Genomic DNA, 19,909 nt, shown 5'->3' on the forward strand with positions numbered 1-19,909 from the left:
GGCGATCGCAAGCGCGGCGGAGCCGGGCGCAGCGGGTCGCCGCCATATGACCAGAGCGGCGATCACAAGCGCGGCGGAGCCGGGCGCAGGGGGTCGCCGCCATGCGACCGGCCGCCGCTGGGGCAGGGCCGAACGGGTCAGGTGTGACCAGCGCAACCCCGGCGGAGGGTAACCTTCCTAGACCCGGCCGCGGAATTGCGTCACACTGGTGTTGTGAAATTCCCGCCCCCCGTCACAGGTGCCGAAGCCGCAGCAGCAGCGACGCACGACGGACAGACCCGCAGCGCCGTCATACGGCTGCTGCTGGAGTCCGGGTCAATCACCGCCGGGCAGATCGGCGAACGGCTGGGTCTGTCAGCCGCCGGGGTGCGCCGTCACCTCGAAGCGCTGATCGACATGGGCGAGGCGGAATCGGTGCCCGGCGCGCCGTGGCAGCAGGCGGGGCGGGGACGGCCGGCCAAGCGTTACCGGCTGACCTCGACGGGTCGCGCGAAGCTGGACCACAGCTACGACGACCTGGCATCGGCGGCGATGCGTCAACTGCGCGAGATCGGCGGCGAAGAGGCGGTCCGCAGCTTCGCCCGCCAGCGCATCGACGCGATCCTGTCCGGTGTCGAGGCGGCCGACTCCGACACCGACGAGGAGATCGAGGCCACCGCCGAGCGCATCGCCGGCGCGCTGTCCAAAGCCGGATATGTCGCAACCACCACCGAGGTCGGCGGTCCGATCCACGGTGTGCAAATCTGTCAGCACCATTGCCCGGTGTCCCACGTCGCCGAGGAATTCCCCGAGCTGTGCGAAGCCGAGCAGCAAGCCATGGCCGAGGTGCTCGGGACCCACGTGCAGCGGCTGGCGACCATCGTCAACGGCGACTGCGCCTGCACCACCCACGTGCCGCTCGCCGCCGCTGAAGCCCAACCGTCTGAACTTCGGCGCACAGCCCGCGCCGAAGCCACCACGAGCATCAAAGGAGCGTCGCTATGACCCTCACCCCGGAGGCCACCAAGACGGACGTGCCTGCCGCGCCGCTGACCCAGGAGCAGGCGATCGCCTCGCTGGGCCGCTACGGCTACGGCTGGTCGGACTCCGACGTGGCCGGTGCCAGCGCGCAGCGCGGGCTGTCGGAGGCTGTGGTCCGTGACATCTCGGCGAAGAAGAGCGAGCCGGAGTGGATGCTGGAGCACCGACTCAAGGCGCTGCGCATCTTCGAGCGCAAGCCGATGCCGAATTGGGGTTCCAACCTCGAGGGCATCCACTTCGACAACATCAAGTACTTTGTGCGCTCCAGCGAGAAGCAGGCCGCCACCTGGGATGACCTTCCTGCGGACATCAAGAACACCTACGACAAGCTGGGCATCCCGGAGGCCGAGAAGCAGCGGCTGGTGTCCGGCGTCGCCGCACAGTACGAATCGGAGGTCGTCTACCACTCGATCCGCGAGGACCTCGAGGCCCTGGGCGTCATCTTCCTGGACACCGACACCGCGCTGCGCGAGCACCCGGACGTCTTTAAGCAGTATTTCGGCACGGTGATCCCCGCCGGCGACAACAAGTTCTCGGCGCTGAACTCCGCGGTCTGGAGCGGAGGATCGTTCATCTACGTCCCGCCGGGCGTGCACGTCGACATCCCGCTGCAGGCCTACTTCCGGATCAACACCGAGAACATGGGCCAGTTCGAGCGGACGCTGATCATCGTCGACGAGGGTGCCTATGTGCATTACGTCGAAGGCTGTACCGCGCCGATCTACAAGTCGGATTCGCTGCACTCCGCGGTGGTCGAGATCATCGTCAAGCCCGGCGGACGCTGCCGCTACACCACCATCCAGAACTGGTCGAACAACGTCTACAACCTGGTCACCAAGCGGGCCCGGGCCGAAGCCGGCGCCACCATGGAGTGGGTCGACGGCAACATCGGGTCCAAGGTCACCATGAAGTACCCGGCGGTTTGGATGACCGGCGAGCACGCCAAGGGCGAGGTGCTGTCGGTGGCATTCGCCGGCGAAGGCCAGCATCAGGACACCGGCGCCAAGATGCTGCACCTGGCGCCCAACACGTCGAGCAACATCGTGTCCAAGTCGGTGGCGCGTGGTGGCGGTCGCACCTCCTACCGCGGCCTGGTCCAGATCAACAAGGGCTCACACGGTTCACGCTCCAGCGTGAAATGCGATGCGCTGCTGGTGGATACGATCAGTCGCAGCGACACCTACCCCTATGTCGACATCCGCGAGGACGACGTGACGATGGGCCACGAGGCCACCGTGTCCAAGGTCAGCGCCGATCAGCTCTTCTACCTGATGAGCCGCGGCATGACCGAGGACGAGGCAATGGCGATGGTGGTGCGCGGCTTCGTCGAGCCGATCGCCAAGGAGTTGCCGATGGAGTACGCCCTGGAGCTCAACCGGCTGATCGAACTGCAGATGGAAGGTGCGGTCGGCTAGTGACCAATCTGACTGAAGCGGTTGAGGGTTCGGCCCTCGCCGCTGCCAACAAGGGCGAGCTGTTCGCCTCGTTCGACGTCAACGCGTTCGAGGTTCCCGGCGGCCGCGACGAACTGTGGCGTTTCACGCCGCTCAAGCGGCTGCATGGGCTGCACGACGGCTCGGCGCCGGCGACCGGCAGCGCCAAGCTGGCCGTCGGCGAACGGTCCGGGGTGCGGGTCGAGACGGTCCGGCGCGGCGACGAGCGGCTCGGGCAGGGCGGTGTGCCGGCTGACCGCGTTGCCGCACAGGCCTTTTCGTCGTTCAATGCGGCGACCATCGTCACCGTCGGCCGCGACACTCAGGTCGCCGAGCCGGTGGAGATCACCGTCGAAGGGCCGGGCCAAGGCGGCGTTGCCTACGGGCACCTGCAGGTGCGGGTCGACGAACTCGCCGAAGCGGTCGTCGTCATCGACCATCGCGGCAGTGGAACGTATGCCGACAACGTCGAATTCGTCGTCGGGGACGCGGCCCGGCTCACAGTGGTGTGGATCGCCGACTGGGCCGACGATGCCGTCCACGTCAGCGCGCAGCACGCCCGGCTGGGTAAGGATGCGGTGCTGAGGCACGTTGCGATCACCCTCGGCGGCGACGTCGTGCGGATGTCGGCTCAGGTGCGGTTCGACGCACCCGGCGGCGACGCCGAGTTGCTCGGGCTGTACTTCGCCGATGACGGTCAACACCTTGAGTCGCGGTTGCTGGTCGACCACGCCCGGCCCGACTGCAGGTCCAACGTGCTGTACAAGGGTGCGCTGCAAGGGGATCCGGGATCGAAACGGCCGGACGCCCACACGGTCTGGGTCGGCGACGTGTTGATCCGGGCCGAGGCCACCGGCACCGATACCTTCGAGGTCAACCGCAACCTGGTGCTCACCGACGGCGCCCGGGCAGACTCGGTGCCCAACCTGGAGATCGAGACCGGCGAGATCGTCGGCGCCGGACACGCCAGTGCCACCGGACGATTCGACGACGAGCAGCTGTTCTATCTGCGTTCCCGCGGCATCCCTGAAGAGCAGGCCCGCCGATTGGTGGTGCGCGGATTCTTCAACGAGATCATCGCCAAGATCGCGGTCCCGGAGATTCGCGAGCGCCTGACCACAGCCATCGAACACGAACTGGCCATCACGGAATCGAGAATTACCACCTCATGACAACCCTGGAAATCAAAGACCTGCACGTCTCTGTCGAGAGCGCAACGGACGGTGGCGATATCGCCATCCTCAACGGCGTCGACCTGACGGTGCGCTCCGGTGAGACGCATGCGGTGATGGGGCCCAACGGATCCGGCAAGTCCACGCTGTCCTATGCCATCGCCGGACACCCAAAGTACCGCGTCACGTCGGGATCGATCACCCTCGATGGGCAGAACGTGTTGGACATGAGCGTCGACGAGCGCGCCCGCGGCGGCCTGTTCCTGGCCATGCAGTATCCCGTCGAGGTGCCCGGTGTGTCGATGTCGAACTTCCTGCGCTCGGCGGCGACCGCGGTCCGAGGCGAGGCGCCCAAGCTGCGGCACTGGGTCAAAGAAGTCAAGGCAGCGATGCAAGACCTCGACATCGATCCGTCCTTCGGTGAGCGCAGCGTCAACGAGGGCTTTTCCGGCGGCGAGAAGAAGCGCCACGAGATCCTGCAGCTGGGGTTACTCAAGCCCAAGATCGCGATCCTCGACGAGACCGACTCCGGTCTGGACGTCGACGCGCTGCGGGTGGTCAGCGAAGGTGTCAACCGCTACGCCGAAGCTGAGCACGGTGGCATTCTGCTGATCACGCACTACACCCGCATCCTGCGCTACATCCAGCCGCAGTTCGTGCACGTCTTCGTCGGCGGCCGGATCATCGAATCCGGTGGCCCGGAGTTGGCCGACGAACTCGAAGAGAACGGTTACGAGCGCTTCACGCAGTCGGCTGCCGCGGGGGCATAACGATGACGGCCTCCGTGACTCCACTGGATCTCGCGGCGATCCGTGCCGATTTCCCGATCCTGAAGCGCGTCATGCGCGGCGGAAACCAATTGGCGTACCTGGATTCCGGTGCCACCTCGCAGCGCCCGCTGCAGGTGCTCGAGGCCGAACGGGAATTTCTGCTGACGTCCAACGGCGGGGTGCACCGCGGGGCGCATCAGCTGATGGAGGAGGCTACCGACGCCTACGAGGACGGTCGCGCTGCCATCGCCGAGTTCGTCGGTGCGAATGTGGACGAGCTGGTCTTCACCAAGAACGCCACCGAATCGCTCAACCTGCTGTCGTATGTGTTCGGGGACAACCGTTTCGAACGGGCCGTCGGGCCCGGTGACGTCATTGTCACCACCGAGCTCGAGCATCACGCCAACCTCGTCCCGTGGCAGGAGCTGGCCCGTCGCACCGGTGCCACGCTGCGCTGGTATGGCGTGACCGACGACGGCCGCATCGATCTGGATTCGCTGCGGCTGGACGGCAACGTCAAAGTCGTGACATTCAGCCATCATTCGAATGTGACCGGCGCGGTGGCTCCGGTCGCCGAGCTCGTCGAGCGGGCCAAGGCCGTCGGCGCGCTGACGGTGCTGGACGCCTGCCAGTCGGTGCCGCACCAGCCGGTCGACCTCCACGCCCTCGACGTCGACTTCGCGGCGTTCTCCGGACATAAGATGTTGGGCCCCAACGGGATCGGCGTGCTCTACGGCCGGGCCGGGCTGCTCAACGCGATGCCACCATTCCTCACCGGCGGGTCGATGATCGAGACCGTGACGATGGAAGCCGCCACCTACGCCGCCCCGCCGCAGCGTTTCGAGGCCGGCACCCCGATGACGTCTCAGGTCGTTGGGTTGGCCGCGGCTGCCCGCTATCTCAGCGCCGTGGGCATGGATGCCGTCGACGCCCACGAGCGTGAGTTGGTGGCCGCCGCCATCGACGGTCTGTCCGGCATCGACGCGGTGCGGATCATCGGGCCGAGCAACATGGAGAATCGCGGCTCGCCAGTGTCTTTCGTCGTCGACGGTGTACACGCCCACGACGTCGGCCAGGTGCTCGACGACGACGGTGTTGCGGTCCGGGTCGGCCATCACTGCGCGCTGCCGCTGCACCGCCGGTTCGGTGTCGCCGCCACCGCGCGTGCATCGTTCGCGGTCTACAACACCGTCGACGAGGTCGACCGGTTGGTGGCCGGCGTTCGTCACGCCATCGATTTCTTCGGCGGAGAGTGAACCGCCGTGCGCCTTGAGCAGATGTATCAGGATGTGATCCTCGATCACTACAAGCATCCGCAGCACCGCGGGTTGCGTGAGCCGTTCGGCGCCGAGGTCTATCACAAGAACCCGGTCTGCGGTGACGAGATCACGCTGCGGGTGGCGTTGTCGGCCGACGGGGAGACGGTGGACGACGTCTCTTACGACGGCCAAGGCTGTTCGATCAGCCAGGCGGCCACTTCGGTGCTCACCGAGCAGGTGATCGGGCAAAGCGTCGGGCAGGCGTTGAAGACGGTCACCGCGTTCACCGAGATGGTGTCGTCCCGCGGGAACATCACCGGCGACGAGGACGTCATCGGCGACGGCATCGCATTCGCCGGCGTCGCCAAATATCCGGCCCGGGTGAAATGCGCTTTGTTGGGCTGGATGGCGTTCAAGGATGCGCTGGCCCAGGCCAGTCACGACGTGGAGGAGGTCACCGGATGAGTGAGATCGCAGCACCGGACAACGAGCTGCTGGGCGACATCGAGGAGGCCATGCGCGATGTCGTCGACCCCGAATTGGGTATCAACGTCGTCGACCTGGGATTGGTCTACGGAGTCAACCTCGAAGAAGCGGAGGAGGGCACCGTCGCGCTGATCGACATGACGCTGACGTCGCCGGCCTGCCCGCTGACCGACGTCATCGAAGACCAGTCGCGCAACGCGCTGATCGGCGCCGGCCTGGTCGACGAGTTGCGCATCAACTGGGTGTGGAACCCGCCGTGGGGTCCGGACAAGATCACCGACGACGGCCGCGACCAACTCCGCGCGCTGGGCTTCACCGTCTGAGCGACGTTTCTAAAAGTCGCGCGAGCCCGGCCTGTCCCTCAGAATTTATCTGACCGACAGAAAGGATCTGCCTTATGACGAAGAAATTGGTGTTCGTCGCGGCTTGCGCGGCCACCATGGTGCTGGGCACCGGCATCGCCCATGGCGACCCCGCGCCGGGACCTGATCCGAACGGGCCGAAGTGCGACATCTGGAATGGCGGCGACGACGGAACGAAGTGGGAGCGGGTTCCGTGCGGCTGGGCCTACGGGGAAGAGAAGGGCTGGTACCAACTTCCTCAGGGGTAGCGACGTCACACGGGGGGCGGTCTGCGTGCCCCCCGTGTCGTCGTCCGCCCGGCTGACAATCTGAACATTCGTCTCTGCAAGGTGTGAAGACGACCTGCCTTGGTTACCCTTGGGTTCGTGACGGATGCCGGGAAAGGCCAAGGGGCCAATCAGCAGACGAATGGCGCGGCACCGCACGTCATCGTGATGTTCGGCGCCACAGGCGATTTGGCTCGCCGCAAATTGCTGCCCGGCCTTCTGCACCTGAGTTGTTCGCAGCTCGCTCCGGAACTCCGGATCATCGGAACCTCCCTCGACGAACTCGACAGCGAGACATTTCGCAAGCAGGCGCAGAAAGCCTGCAGCGAGTTCGCGCATCACGAAGTGTCAGAGGAATTGGCGGAGCAGTTCATCGCCAACCTGACCTTCGTCTCACAGCAGGATGGTCCGGAGGCGCTGGCACGGGCGGTAGCCGAGCAGCGCGAAGTTCTCGGCGGCCAGGCTCCGTTGCTGCACTACCTGAGCGTGCCGCCGTCGGCGGTGATGCCGGTGATGGACATGCTGCAGAAAGCTGACCTGGTGGAGAACAGCCGGGTCATCATGGAAAAGCCGTTCGGTGTCGATCTGGCTAGCGCCCGCAAGCTGAATGAGGCCATCCACGAGCGTTTCGAAGAAGAGCAGATCTTCCGCATCGATCACTTCCTGGGCAAAGAAGCGGCGCAGAACATCCTCGCGTTTCGATTCGCCAACGGGCTGTTCGAGCCGATTTGGAACCGGAACTTCATCGACCACATCCAGATCGACGTGCCGGAGCGGCTGACGGTCGAGACCCGCGCCAAGTTCTACGAATCCGTCGGGGCGTTCAAAGACATGGTGGTCACCCACCTGTTCCAGATTCTGGCGTTCGTCGCGATGGAGCCGCCCACCGAGCTTGCGTCGGCGGCGATCAGCGACGAGAAGAACAAAGTGTTCCGCTCGATGCGTCCCCTTGATCCGAATCATGTGGTGCGCGGGCAATACCGGGGCTATCGCGACGAGCCCGGGGTGTCCGAAGAGTCGGATGCTGAAACCTTCATCGCCCTGCGATGCGAGATCGACAACTGGCGGTGGGCGGGCGTCCCGTTCTTCCTGCGCACCGGCAAGGGCCTCGCCGAAGGCCAGCGCATCATTTCGATCGCGTTCCACGAGCCGCCGCGAAGCATGTTCCCGCCCGGATCCGGTGTGGGATCGAAGGGTCCGGACCACCTGACCTTCGACCTCGCCGACGTATCGAAGATGTCGCTGTCGTTCTACGGCAAGCGGCCAGGGCCGGGTATGAAGCTGGACAAGCTCAGTTTGCAGTTCACCATGGAAGAGACCGGCCACGCCGGCGACGTGCTCGAGGCCTACGAGCGTCTGATTCTCGACGCCATGCGTGGAGATCGAACACTGTACAACACTGCCGAGGGCATCGAACGGCTCTGGGAGGTGTCAGCGCCGTTGCTCGAGGATCCGCCGCCGGCGCGCACCTACGATCTGGATTCGTGGGGACCCAACGCCGTCCACCCACTTATCGCGCCACGCGCATGGCGGCTGCCCTTCGAACGAGGCTGGCGCGGCAAGAAATAACAGCCGGCTAGTGCCGGTGGTGCTCGCCGCCCGACTCCGGGCACTGGCCGTTGTCGGCCTGCTGGACGGTGATCGCCGTCGCCTGCAGCGCGCCGCCGCCGTCCTTGGTGCCGAGTGCGGTCAGGCATTTACCCTGCGCGATCGCCTGTGCGTCGGCGGCGGTCTTCTTGGTGTATTTGGTGGTGTCCGTGACGGTTACGCTGAACTGCGACGAATTCCCGCTCGAGTCAACGCTATTCACGGTGATGGTGTTGCCGGCGACGGACGCCACCTGACCACGTGTCTGGCGATGCTGGCCCGGCGGCGGGGTCGTGGCCGCGCCGCCCTGCTGCTTGGGCGCGGGGCATTTGCCGTCGACGGCGGTGCTGATCCGTACCGCTCCGGCGGTGATCGCGCTGCCGCCGGGGGAGTCGCTGTGGTGGTCAGGGCGCACGCTGACGCAGCTGCCGGTGGTGACATCGGTCAGCTGCGCTGGGGTGAGCTCTGCGACCTTGGTTGACGGTGTGAAGTCGACCGTGGCGGCCCCCGACTTCTGGCTGACCTGAATCGTGGAGCCCGACACCGAGTCGATCATCCCCTTCACCCAGTCCTTGCCCTCGGGCTTCGCCGACGGCGAGGACGTTGCGGCGGAGCTGGTGGGGCTCGCCGCGCGCGGCTTGGCGTCGTTCGAGCTGCCGCACGCGGCCAGCGACAGCGCGGCGGCGCCGGCGACTGCGAAGATTGCGATGCGGGACAGTTGGGCTGTCGGGATCGTGGCGGGCATCGACGTCCTTTCGATCGCCGGCCTGCGGGCGGCAGACCGGCTCGGGCAACGGCTTTCACGATCGATGCCGGCGCTGAGCGCAGGCTGGAGGCCGATTAAGAGGGCGCTATGTATGCGGCGCCGGACCCTGCTGCCGGGCCTCAGTGGTGGTGGATATGCGGCAGGTGCGGGATATGGAAGAAGTGGTGGTGCGGGCTCCCCATCGGCGGGCATGGTTCGAGGTCGATGGTCGCGGCCTGCAGCACACCGGCGTTCTTTATTCCCTGCGCCGCCATGCACTTGCCGTTCTGGATGGCCTGCGTGTTGGTGACCGCGTGTTTGTTGTAGGTGGTCGCCTCGGTGACGTCCGCGGTGGCGGGCGTGGTCTTGCCGGTGGGATCGACGGCGTTAACCGCGATGACGTTGCCCGAGACTGAGCTGACGGTTCCGTTGACGCCCGGATTCGGCGCGGGCGCACATTTGCCGCCTTCGGACGGGCTGATCGTCACGAGTTGCGCGGTGACCGGCCCACCGGGGGGACCGTTCGGCGCGGCGAGCTGGACATCGACGCAGCTGCCCGGGGTGACGTCGGTCAGGGCAGCCGGGCCGAGCTCGGTCACCATGGTCGTCGGGGTGAAGTCCACCGCGGCCGCCGTCCGGTCCCGCTGCGTCAGCTGGATGGTGTTGCCGGATACCGACCTGACCAGCCCCTCGACCTCGTCATGACCCATGGGTGGAGCCGGCGGCGGCTTGGGTGCCACGCTCGTCGGGCTCACCGGCGCCGGCGGTTTTGCGGTGTTGTCGTTACTCGAGCTGCTGCACGCGGCCAGCGATACCGCAGCGGCGGCGGTGACCGCAAGTACCGCGAGCCGAGCACATCGAGGATTCTCGGAATTGAACATTGCCTCAAGGGGTACCCACTACCGGCTCGGTTTGCACCGTGAGAAAATTCACCGCCCCGAAAGATTAGTGCCATGTTCTGGTTGTGTCGGACCTGCGGTGTCGAGCACAGCACTCCCTCGGATGTCTGCGCCATCTGCGCCGACGAGCGTCAGTGGGTGCCGACCGACGGTCAGGCATGGGCGACGCTGGAGCAACTGGTCGGCGAGGGTATGCGATCGGTCGTCTCGGTCATTGAGGAGGGCCTCGTCGCGATCGGCAGCTCGCCGCCGCTCGGCATCGGTCAGTTGGGCAAGCTGATCTGCACCGATGAAGGCAACGTGTTGTGGGATCCGTCCGGTTTCGTCGACGACGACGCGGTGTCCGCGGTCGCCGACCGCGGACCGGTCCTGGCGGTCGTCGCCAGCCACCCGCATATGTTCGGTGCCCAAGTCGAGTGGAGCCACCGGCTCGGTGGCGTCCCGGTTTACGTCAACGCCAAGGACGCCGACTGGGTGATGCGGCCCGACCCGGTGATTCGGCAGTGGACCGACACATTGCGGCTGGCTTCGTCGTTGTCGGTGGTCCGGGTCGGCGGGCATTTCCCGGGCAGCGCGGTCGCCTGCTGGGCCGACGGCGCCGAGGGGCGCGGCGTGCTGCTGGCCGGTGACACCATCTTTCCCAACCCGGACCGCCGTACGGTCGGATTCTTGCGCAGCTATCCCAACCGCCTGCCGCTGTCGGCTGCGGTGGTGCTGCGAATGGCCGGCACGCTGGCGGCGCTGCGCTTCGACCGGATCTACGGCCTGTACACCAACGCCATCGACACCGATGGCCGCGTGGCGGTCCAGCAGTCGGCGGAACGACACGCGGCCTGGGTCCGCGGCGACTACGACCACTTGACCTGAGCGGGGAACACAGCGGCTGCGCACCGCGTTGAACAGCCCGTGACTACCCAAGACCTCACCGCCGCGCAGTTCAACGAAACGGTCAACGACAACGACATCGTGCTCGTCGACTTCTGGGCGTCCTGGTGCGGACCGTGCCGGCAGTTCGCGCCCACGTTCGCCGCGTCCGCGGAAAAGCACCCCGACGTCGTGCACGCCAAGGTGGACACCGAAGCCGAGCAGGAACTCGCCGCGGCCGCCCAGATCCGGTCCATCCCCACGCTGATGGCCTTCAAGAAGGGCAAGCTGGTGTTCAACCAGGCCGGCGCGCTGCCCCCGGCGGCGCTGGAGGATCTGGTTCAGCAGATCAAGAGCTTCGACGTCGACGCGGCGATCGCTGCGCAGGAGACCGACCAGGCCTGAGCCGACTTGAACGGGTTACCGTTCAACGGTGAGCCTGGTCCTCGTCGAACACCCACGCCCGCAGGTCGCGTTGATCACCCTCAACCGGCCGGAGCGGATGAACTCGATGGCGTTCGACGTCATGGTGCCCCTCAAGGAGGCGCTGGAGACCGTCACCTACGACAACTCGGTGCGTGTCGTGGTATTGACCGGGGCCGGCAGGGGCTTCTCCTCGGGCGCCGACCACAAGTCGGCCGGTGCCGTTCCCCACGTCCAGGGTCTGACCCGGCCCACCTACGCGCTGCGCTCCATGCAGATTCTCGACGACGTGATCCTGGCGCTGCGACGCATGCACCAACCGGTGATCGCCGCGGTCAACGGCGCCGCCATCGGTGGCGGGCTGTGCCTGGCGCTGGCCGCCGACATCCGCATCGCCGCCAGCGGGGCGTATTTCCGGGCCGCGGGCATCAACAACGGGCTGACCGCCAGCGAGCTGGGCCTGAGCTACCTGCTGCCGCGAGCCATCGGATCGTCGCGGGCGTTCGAGATCATGCTGACCGGACGCGACATCGACGCCGAGGAAGCCGAGCGGATCGGGCTGATCTCCCGTCACGTCCCGGAAGACGAGCTGCTGGAGACCTGCTTCGCGATGGCCGAGCGGATCGCGGCGTTCTCGCGGCCCGGCGTCGAATTGACCAAACGCACACTGTGGAGTGGACTGGACGCCGCTAGCCTGGAAGGGCACATGCAGGCCGAGGGTCTAGGGCAGCTCTTCGTCCGCCTGCTCACCACCAACTTCGAAGAGGCTGTCGCCGCGCGCGCCGAAAAGCGCCCGCCGGCGTTCACCGACGACAAGTAACCACAGACATCAAGGAGCGACCGTGATCACGGCTACGGACCTCGAGGTCCGCGCTGGCGCGCGCACGTTGCTCTTCGCCGAAGGCCCGGCGCTGCGCATCCAGCCCGGCGACCGCATCGGTCTGGTCGGGCGTAACGGCGCAGGCAAGACCACCACCATGCGCATCCTGGCCGGCGAGGGGGAGCCCTATGCCGGATCGATCACGCGCACCGGCGAGGTCGGCTATCTGCCGCAGGATCCCAAAGAGGGTGACCTCGATGTCCTGGCCCGCGATCGGGTGTTGTCCGCACGCGGCCTGGACACCCTGCTCACCGACCTGGAAAAGCAGCAGGCGCTGATGGCCGAAGTCGCCGACGACGACGCCCGCGATCGGGCGATCCGTCGCTACGGTCAACTCGAGGAACGCTTCTCCGCCCTCGGCGGTTACGGCGCCGAAAGCGAAGCGGGCCGGATCTGCGCGAGCCTCGGACTGCCGGACAGGGTGCTGACCCAGCAGCTGCGGACGCTCTCGGGTGGACAACGCCGTCGCGTGGAGTTGGCGCGAATCCTGTTCGCCGCCAGCGACACTGGCGCGGGCTCGGCCACCACTCTGCTGCTCGACGAGCCGACCAACCACCTCGACGCCGACTCGGTCGGCTGGCTGCGGGATTTCCTGCGCAACCACACCGGCGGCCTGGTGGTGATCAGTCACAACGTGGAGTTGCTGGCCGAGGTGGTGAACCGGGTCTGGTTCCTCGACGCCGTGCGCGGTGAACCCGATGTGTACAACATGGGCTGGCAGAAATACCTCGACGCCCGCGCCACCGACGAACAACGTCGCCGCCGCGAACGCGCCAACGCGGAGAAGAAGGCCACCGCGCTGCGCGCCCAGGCCGCCAAGCTCGGCGCCAAAGCGACCAAAGCCGTTGCGGCACAGAACATGTTGCGCCGTGCCGACCGGATGATGGCGGCCCTCGACGAAGAGCGGGTGGCCGACAAGGTGGCCCGGATCAAATTCCCCAACCCGTCGTCGTGCGGACGGACACCGCTGACCGCGTCCGGGCTGACGAAGACCTACGGCTCGCTGGAGATCTTCACCGGGGTGGATCTGGCGATCGACCGGGGCTCTCGGGTGGTGGTGCTCGGACTCAACGGCGCCGGCAAGACAACGCTGCTGCGGTTGCTGGCCGGTGTCGAGCAGCCCGACGCCGGGTCGATACAGCCCGGGCACGGTTTGAAAATCGGCTATTTCGCGCAGGAGCACGACACCCTCGACGACGGCGCGACGGTGTGGGAGAACATCCGGCACGCCGCACCCGATTCCGGCGAGCAAGACCTCCGCGGCCTGCTCGGCGCGTTTATGTTCAGCGGTAGCCAGCTGGACCAACCGGCCGGAACGCTGTCCGGCGGTGAGAAGACCCGTCTCGCCCTCGCCGGTCTGGTGGCGTCGACGGCCAACGTGTTGCTACTCGACGAGCCGACCAACAACCTCGACCCGGCGTCACGCGAGCAGGTGCTGGACGCACTGCGCAGCTATGCCGGCGCGGTGGTGCTGGTCACCCACGATCCGGGCGCTGCCGAGGCGCTCGATCCGCAACGCGTCGTGCTGTTGCCCGACGGCACCGAGGACCACTGGTCCGAGGAATACCGGGATCTCATCGAGCTGGCCTGACCGCGCCGACGCGCGGTCTTGCCGCTGTCGCAGGCGATTTCGTCAAAGCGGCCCCGCCGGCCGACCCGGCTTTCTACTCTGTGTGGTTTGGGGATCCCGTTCACATGGGGAGGGGCACATGAGGAAATCGAAAAAACCACGCGATCAAGTGCTGAGCGAATTGCGGCACGCCTACGAGGGCGGAGCCAGCATCCGCACTCTGGTCGCGTCGACCGGCAGGTCTTACGGATCGATTCACAGCATGCTGCGCGAGTCCGGCACGACGATGCGCAGCCGCGGCGGGCCCAACCATCGCACCCGGCCGCGCTGACCCGCGGCCACTCAGCGCTGCCGTACCGAACCCTCGACCAGATCGAGCACCGCGGTCAGCAGCTGAGTGTCTTCACCGGACGCCACCTTGGCCACCAGCCCGTCGAGGACCAAGTCCAGGTAGCACTGCAATACGTCACTGGGAATGTCGTCGCGCACCCGCCCGGCCTGCTTCTGCCTGCGCAACCGATCGATCGTCGCTGCGGTGAGCTCTTCTGACCGCTTCGTCCACTCCTTGTTGAACGCCGGATCGTGGCGCAACTTGCGAGCGATCTCCAATCGTGTAGCCAGCCAGTCGAACTGGTCGGGGGCCGCCAGCATGTCGCGCATCACCTGGACCAGACCTTCGCGCGAGGCGACGTCGGCCATCCGCTCGGCATCCTCGTGCGCCAACTCGAAGAACAGCGTGTCCTTGTCGCGGAAGTGGTGGAAGATCGCACCGCGGGACAGGCCGATCGCCTGCTCGAGGCGGCGCACCGTGGCCCCGTCGTAGCCGAACTCGGCGAAGCAACCGCGGGCGCCGTCAAGAATCTGACGGCGCCGGGCCTCCAGATGGTGCTGGCTGACCTTGGGCACGGCCGCTTCGTCTCGAGATCTAGTTCGACTTGAGCATGTTGCGCAGCACGTACTGCAAGATGCCGCCGTTGCGGTAGTAGTCGGCCTCGCCGGGGGTGTCGATGCGCACCACCGCGTCGAATTCGACTACCTTGCCGCCCTCTTTGGCTGCCTTCACATGAACCGTCTTCGGCGTCTTGCCGTTGTTGAGTTCCTCGATGCCGGTGATGTCGAACACCTCAGTGCCGTCCAGACCCAGGTCTCCGGCTGACTTGCCCTCCGGGAACTGCAGCGGGATCACACCCATGCCGATCAGGTTGGACCGGTGGATGCGCTCGAACGACTCGGCGATCACCGCGCGAACACCCAGCAGGCGGGTGCCTTTGGCGGCCCAGTCGCGAGACGAGCCGGAGCCGTACTCCTTGCCGCCCAGGACGACCAGCGGAATGTCTTGTGCCGCATAGTTTTGCGCCGCGTCGTAGATGAAGGCCTGCGGGGCACCGTCCTGGGTGAAGTCGCGGGTGTAGCCACCCGAGACGTCATCGAGCAGCTGGTTACGCAACCGGATGTTGGCGAACGTGCCGCGGATCATCACCTCGTGGTTGCCGCGTCGCGAACCGAAGGAGTTGTAGTCCTTGCGCTCCACACCGTGCTCGTCAAGGTATTGCGCTGCAGGCGTTCCCGGCTTGATGCTGCTGGCGGGGGAGATGTGGTCGGTGGTCACCGAATCGCCCAGCAGCGCGAGCACCCGGGCACCCGTGATGTCGCCGACGGGCTCCGGATCTGCGGGCATGCCCTCGAAGTACGGAGGTTTGCGCACGTACGTCGAATCAGAACCCCACTCAAAGGTGTTGCCGCTCGGAGTCGGCAGGTTGCGCCACCGCTCGTCGCCCTTGAACACGTCGGCGTAGTTGTCGACGAACATCTTCTGGTTGATCGACGAGGCGATGGTGTCCGAGACGTCCTTCTGCGACGGCCAGATGTCTTTGAGGAAGACGTCATTGCCGTCGTTGTCCGTCCCGAGCGGGTCGGAGTCGAAGTCGAAGTCCAGCGATCCGGCCAGCGCATAGGCGACCACCAGCGGCGGCGAGGCCAGGTAGTTCATCTTGACGTCCGGGCTGATCCGGCCTTCGAAGTTCCGGTTGCCCGACAACACCGCGGTCACGGTGAGGTCGTTGTCGTTGATCGCCTTCGAGATCTCCTCGGGCAGCGGGCCGGAGTTACCGATGCACGTGGTGCAGCCGTAGCCGACCAGGAAGAAGCCCAGCTTCTCCAAATACGGCCACAGTCCGGCCTTGTCGTAGTAGGCGGTGACGACCTGTGAGCCCGGTGCCATCGACGTCTTCACCCAGGGCTTCGACGTCAGGCCTTTCTCCACGGCGTTGCGGGCCAGCAGCGCCGCGCCGAGCATCACCTCGGGGTTGGAGGTGTTGGTGCACGACGTGATCGCGGCGATCACCACCGCGCCGTGGTCGAGCACGAACTCACCGCGCTCGTCGGACTTGACGCGCACCGGTTTGGTCACCCGGCCGTTGGCGTTCTTGGCGGCCGAGTGCACCGGGGTGTCGGGCTGGTCATCGGCGTGACCGTTGGTCGGTTGACCCGGGTCGCTGGCCGGGAAGGTCTCGTCGATCGTCTCGTCGAGCTTGGAGTAGTCCTTCTTGTCGGAGCCGTTGCCGACGTAGTCGGGGATCTGCTTACGGAAGGTGGACTTGGCTTCCGACAACACGATTCGGTCCTGTGGCCGCTTGGGGCCGGCGATCGAGGGCACCACCTCGGACAGGTCGAGTTCGAGGTATTCAGAGAACGCCGGCTCGTGCTTGGGGTCATGCCACAGGCCTTGCTCCTTGGCGTAGGCCTCTACCAGGGCAACCTGCTCCGGCTTGCGGCCGGTGAACTTGAGGTAGTCGATGGTCTCCTGGTCGATCGGGAAAATCGCTGCGGTAGAACCGAATTCGGGGCTCATGTTGCCGAGGGTGGCGCGGTTGGCCAACGGCACCTCGGCCACGCCCTCGCCGTAGAACTCGACGAACTTGCCGACGACGCCGTGCTTGCGCAGCTTCTCGGTGACGGTGAGCACGACGTCGGTCGCGGTGACGCCCGGCTTGATCTCGCCGGTCAGCTTGAAGCCGACGACTCGGGGGATGAGCATCGACACCGGCTGACCGAGCATCGCGGCTTCGGCCTCGATGCCGCCGACACCCCAGCCCAGTACGCCGAGGCCGTTGACCATCGTGGTGTGCGAGTCAGTCCCGACGCAGGTGTCGGGGTAGGCCAGCCCATTGCGCGCCATTACGACGCTGGCCAGGTATTCGATGTTGACCTGGTGCACGATGCCGGTGCCCGGCGGCACGACTTTGAAGTCGTCGAATGCGCCCTGGCCCCAGCGCAAGAACTGGTAGCGCTCGCCGTTGCGCTGGTATTCGATCTCGACGTTGCGCTCGAATGCGTCGGCGGTGCCGAACAAGTCGATGATCACCGAGTGGTCGATCACCAGGTCGGCGGGCGCCAACGGGTTGACCTTGTCAGGGTTGCCGCCGAGGTCGGCGACGGCCTCGCGCATGGTGGCGAGGTCGACGATGCAGGGCACGCCGGTGAAGTCCTGCATGACGACGCGTGCGGGCGTGTATTGAATCTCGATGCTGGGCTCGGCTTTGGGGTCCCACTGGGCGATGGCCTCGATGTGGTCCTTGGTGATGTTGCTGCCGTCTTCGTTGCGCAACAGGTTTTCGGCGAGCACTTTCAGGCTGTACGGGAGCTTCTCCGTACCCGAGACCGCGTCCAGCCGGTAGATCTCGTAACTGTCGCCGCCGACCTTCAAGGTGTCGCGGGCTCCGAATGAATTCACCGAATCTTTGCTGCTCACATCAACTCCCGAGATCGTATTCGTCTGTGCCGTGCTTGCGATCGCCGCTGGTTCTACTCGTCGACGGGCCGTGTCGGCGTGCGCCGCCGAGTCTAACAGTACGCTTGTCCTGCAATTCGGCGGCTCCGGAAAACGTCATTTCATCTCCGCCGATTAAAGTCGTCAACCGTGACTACACCGCACCCGCCGCTGTACATACCCGGCGAGATCTGCGGCACGGTCGGCGCCGACCCGGCGAGCAACCCCGATCAGTGTCTGGCGCTCGTCCAGCAGCAGGTCGCTGCCGGCAACATCAGCGCGCCGCCGGCGGTCACGCCGGAGCTGCTGCAGCTGATCGACCGAGCTCATCACGACGGCATCGACCTCAAGATCGTCGTGCTGGACCACAACCCGCCGAACGACACCCCGCTGCGCGACATCGCGACGGTGGTCGGCGCCCAGCACCCGGACGCGACGGTGCTGGTGCTCAGCCCGAACTACGTCGGCAGCTACAGCACCCACTTCCCGCGCGCCACGCTGGAGATCGGCGAGGACAACGCCAAGACCGGCAACACTGTCACCTCGGCACAGAACTTTCTGCACCAACTCGAAACACCGCAGTTTCCGTGGACCGCATTCACCATTGTGCTGTTGCTCGGGGTATTCGCAGCAGTGGCCGGAACGCGTTTCCTGCAATTGCGCGCCCGCCGTGCAGCAACGCCACGGGACATAGCGGACGAGCCCGCTGAAAGCGCTGAACAGGGTGCCTAACTCGGCATATTGATCTTGCGTCGCATAGCGCCGACGCTGCCCCGGTTATGCGGGCAAATTCGCGATGTCACCGTTCGGTCACAGTTGTCGGACGAACTGATGCTCAATTTGTGACATAAGTTTCTATTGGTCCGGATGTGACTTACGGTGCAAGAGATGTTTTTGGTCTAGTCGTGCTCTCAGTGATAGCTGGGGCTGAAACCCTCCGTTCGCGTTGAGCCAAGGAGATCCGAGTCGAATGAGACGCAACCCCCGCGGCTCGTCTTTCCGGTTGGCGACCGAGTTCACCCGCCGGATGACTCCCGCGATGCTCAGCATCGTCGTGCTGCTGAGCCTCCCGGGCCTGGCCGACGCCGATTCGGGCGCGGGGCCCGACGCGATGGCCAAGCTGATCGCCGATGTGGCGCAAGCCAATCAGCAGTTGCAGGACCTCAACGCCCAAATCGAGTCGCAGCAGGAAAGCGTCAACAAGGCTGTCGTCGACGTCGAGACCGCGCGCGACAACGCAGCAACCGCACAACATGACGTCGATGCCAGCCAGCGGTCGGTCAAAGACGCCGACGTCGCAATCGCGGCGGCCCAGAAACGATTCGACCGATTCGCGGTCGCCAGTTACGTCAGCGGTCCGTCGAACGGCTACCTCACGGCGAGCAGCCCGGACGACATGATCGCGACCGCTGCCGCCGGCCAGGCGCTGGCGGCCAGCTCGCGGCAGGTGATGGACAACCTGCTGCGGGCCCGTACCGATCAATTGAACAAGGACTCGGCGGCGCGGTTGGCGAAGCAGAAAGCCGACAAAGCTGTTGTCGACGCCCAGTCCAGCCAGAACGCAGCGGTGGCGGCCCTAACCGACGCCCACCGCCGGTTCGGCGCACAGCAGCAAGAGGTCAATCGCCTGGCCGATGAGCGGAATGCGGCCCAGGCCAGACTCGACGCCGCCCGCAATTGGTCGGCACCCGCGGGCGGACCGGGTGCCGACCAGCGGGCGGCGTCGTCCCCCGGCGACAGGTGGGATCCGGCGGCGCCGGGCTCGCGCACCGCGCCGAGGGGCAACAACAGGCAGTGGGACGGGTGGGACCCGACGTTGCCGATGGTGCCCAGCGCGAACGTGCCAGGTGACCCCGTCGCGATTCTCAACAAGGTCCTCGGGACGATGTCGACGTCGTCAGAAGTCACGTCCAACATGGGCCGCAGCTTCCTGCAACAGCTTGGCTTGGCGCCCACGCCGACCGGCTTCACCAACGGCAAGATCCCCCGGGTGTACGGCCGGCAGGCCTCCGAATACGTGATCCGCCGCGGTATGTCGCAGATCGGCGTGCCGTATTCATGGGGTGGCGGGACCGCCGCCGGGCCGGGCAAGGGCATCGACTCCGGAGCCGGCACCACCGGCTTCGATTGCTCGGGCCTGGTGTTGTATTCGTTCGCCGGCGTCGGCATCAAGCTCCCGCACTATTCGGGTGCGCAGTACAACCTGGGCCGCAAGATCCCGTCGTCGCAGATGCGCCGCGGCGATGTCATCTTCTACGGTCCCGGCGGTAGTCAGCACGTGACGATCTATCTGGGCCAGGGCCAGATGCTCGAGGCGCCCGATGTCGGCCTGAAGGTTCGCGTCGCGCCGGTCCGCACCAGCGGTATGACGCCGTACGTGGTCCGCTACATCGAATACTGACGC

General features: G+C 66.1%; 20 protein-coding genes. 16 read left to right on the plus strand and 4 right to left on the minus strand.

Annotated features, from left to right (window positions below):
• The first annotated feature begins 213 nt into the window (after positions 1–213).
• The 9 genes from G6N27_RS02565 (at position 214) to zwf (ending at position 8,337) form a co-directional block, all read left to right on the plus strand.
• Complete coding sequence (locus tag G6N27_RS02565) at positions 214–984, plus strand: helix-turn-helix transcriptional regulator (protein WP_372513042.1); 771 nt, start codon at positions 214–216, stop codon at positions 982–984.
• Positions 981–2,435 carry a Fe-S cluster assembly protein SufB gene (sufB, locus tag G6N27_RS02570; protein ID WP_163774943.1) on the plus strand — a complete coding sequence of 485 codons (1,455 nt, stop codon included), beginning with the start codon at positions 981–983 and terminating at the stop codon, positions 2,433–2,435. Before G6N27_RS02565 ends, sufB begins: the two co-directional genes overlap by 4 nt.
• Positions 2,435–3,625, plus strand: coding sequence for a Fe-S cluster assembly protein SufD (gene sufD / locus G6N27_RS02575; RefSeq protein ID WP_163774944.1), 1,191 nt, complete (start codon positions 2,435–2,437; stop codon positions 3,623–3,625). The genes sufB and sufD overlap by 1 nt, the downstream gene beginning before the upstream one ends.
• On the plus strand, positions 3,622–4,395 hold the full coding sequence (gene sufC, locus G6N27_RS02580; RefSeq protein WP_163774945.1) for a Fe-S cluster assembly ATPase SufC: 774 nt from the start codon (positions 3,622–3,624) through the stop codon (positions 4,393–4,395). The genes sufD and sufC overlap by 4 nt, the downstream gene beginning before the upstream one ends.
• A 2-nt stretch (positions 4,396–4,397) precedes the next feature.
• Positions 4,398–5,651, plus strand: coding sequence for a cysteine desulfurase (locus G6N27_RS02585; RefSeq protein ID WP_163774946.1), 1,254 nt, complete (start codon positions 4,398–4,400; stop codon positions 5,649–5,651).
• A gap of 21 nt (positions 5,652–5,672) precedes the next feature.
• Positions 5,673–6,119 carry a Fe-S cluster assembly sulfur transfer protein SufU gene (gene sufU / locus G6N27_RS02590; protein WP_163781222.1) on the plus strand — a complete coding sequence of 149 codons (447 nt, stop codon included), beginning with the start codon at positions 5,673–5,675 and terminating at the stop codon, positions 6,117–6,119.
• Positions 6,116–6,463, plus strand: coding sequence for a metal-sulfur cluster assembly factor (locus G6N27_RS02595; protein WP_163774947.1), 348 nt, complete (start codon positions 6,116–6,118; stop codon positions 6,461–6,463). The genes sufU and G6N27_RS02595 overlap by 4 nt, the downstream gene beginning before the upstream one ends.
• Before the next feature lie 74 nt (positions 6,464–6,537).
• A complete protein-coding gene (locus tag G6N27_RS02600) occupies positions 6,538–6,750 on the plus strand; it encodes a hypothetical protein (RefSeq protein WP_163774948.1) in 213 nt (70 codons plus the stop codon).
• Between the two features lie 186 nt (positions 6,751–6,936).
• Entirely contained in the window at positions 6,937–8,337 is a 1,401-nt protein-coding gene (zwf, locus tag G6N27_RS02605) for a glucose-6-phosphate dehydrogenase (protein WP_163781224.1), read from the plus strand.
• A 7-nt stretch (positions 8,338–8,344) separates the two neighbouring features.
• Here zwf and G6N27_RS02610 read toward each other — a convergent pair whose 3' ends face one another.
• Positions 8,345–9,100, minus strand: a complete 756-nt coding sequence (locus tag G6N27_RS02610; protein WP_163774949.1) for a DUF5666 domain-containing protein — start codon at positions 9,098–9,100, stop codon at positions 8,345–8,347.
• A gap of 140 nt (positions 9,101–9,240) precedes the next feature.
• Entirely contained in the window at positions 9,241–9,981 is a 741-nt protein-coding gene (locus G6N27_RS02615) for a hypothetical protein (RefSeq protein WP_232064841.1), read from the minus strand.
• Positions 9,982–10,053: 72 nt separating this feature from the next.
• Here G6N27_RS02615 and G6N27_RS02620 point away from each other — a divergent pair, with 72 nt between their 5' ends.
• From G6N27_RS02620 to G6N27_RS02640, 5 genes are all read left to right on the plus strand, one after another.
• A complete protein-coding gene (locus tag G6N27_RS02620) occupies positions 10,054–10,866 on the plus strand; it encodes an MBL fold metallo-hydrolase (protein ID WP_163774950.1) in 813 nt (270 codons plus the stop codon).
• Positions 10,867–10,905: 39 nt separating this feature from the next.
• On the plus strand, positions 10,906–11,268 hold the full coding sequence (gene trxA, locus G6N27_RS02625) for a thioredoxin (RefSeq protein ID WP_163774951.1): 363 nt from the start codon (positions 10,906–10,908) through the stop codon (positions 11,266–11,268).
• 28 nt (positions 11,269–11,296) lie between these two features.
• Positions 11,297–12,106, plus strand: coding sequence for an enoyl-CoA hydratase (locus tag G6N27_RS02630; protein ID WP_163774952.1), 810 nt, complete (start codon positions 11,297–11,299; stop codon positions 12,104–12,106).
• 22 nt (positions 12,107–12,128) lie between these two features.
• Positions 12,129–13,757: an ABC-F family ATP-binding cassette domain-containing protein gene (locus G6N27_RS02635; RefSeq protein WP_163774953.1), complete on the plus strand. Its 1,629-nt coding sequence runs from the start codon at positions 12,129–12,131 to the stop codon at positions 13,755–13,757.
• 118 nt (positions 13,758–13,875) lie between these two features.
• A complete protein-coding gene (locus G6N27_RS02640; RefSeq protein WP_163774954.1) occupies positions 13,876–14,067 on the plus strand; it encodes a helix-turn-helix domain-containing protein in 192 nt (63 codons plus the stop codon).
• Between the two features lie 11 nt (positions 14,068–14,078).
• On the opposite strand, the gene G6N27_RS02645 is transcribed toward G6N27_RS02640, so the two are convergent.
• Positions 14,079–14,642, minus strand: a complete 564-nt coding sequence (locus G6N27_RS02645) for a TetR/AcrR family transcriptional regulator (protein ID WP_163774955.1) — start codon at positions 14,640–14,642, stop codon at positions 14,079–14,081.
• A 19-nt stretch (positions 14,643–14,661) separates the two neighbouring features.
• Positions 14,662–17,487, minus strand: coding sequence for an aconitate hydratase (locus tag G6N27_RS02650; RefSeq protein ID WP_163774956.1), 2,826 nt, complete (start codon positions 17,485–17,487; stop codon positions 14,662–14,664).
• Between the two features lie 168 nt (positions 17,488–17,655).
• Between G6N27_RS02650 and G6N27_RS02655 the strand changes: the two genes are divergently transcribed.
• Together G6N27_RS02655 and ripA are read left to right on the plus strand one after the other, a co-directional pair.
• Positions 17,656–18,237 carry an Rv1476 family membrane protein gene (locus tag G6N27_RS02655; RefSeq protein WP_372513041.1) on the plus strand — a complete coding sequence of 194 codons (582 nt, stop codon included), beginning with the start codon at positions 17,656–17,658 and terminating at the stop codon, positions 18,235–18,237.
• A 238-nt stretch (positions 18,238–18,475) separates the two neighbouring features.
• Positions 18,476–19,906, plus strand: a complete 1,431-nt coding sequence (ripA, locus tag G6N27_RS02660; protein WP_163774957.1) for an NlpC/P60 family peptidoglycan endopeptidase RipA — start codon at positions 18,476–18,478, stop codon at positions 19,904–19,906.
• The last annotated feature ends 3 nt before the right edge of the window (positions 19,907–19,909 follow it).

The sequence above is a fragment of the Mycobacterium cookii genome (assembly GCF_010727945.1).
In the GTDB taxonomy this organism is placed as follows: Bacteria; Actinomycetota; Actinomycetes; order Mycobacteriales; family Mycobacteriaceae; genus Mycobacterium; species Mycobacterium cookii.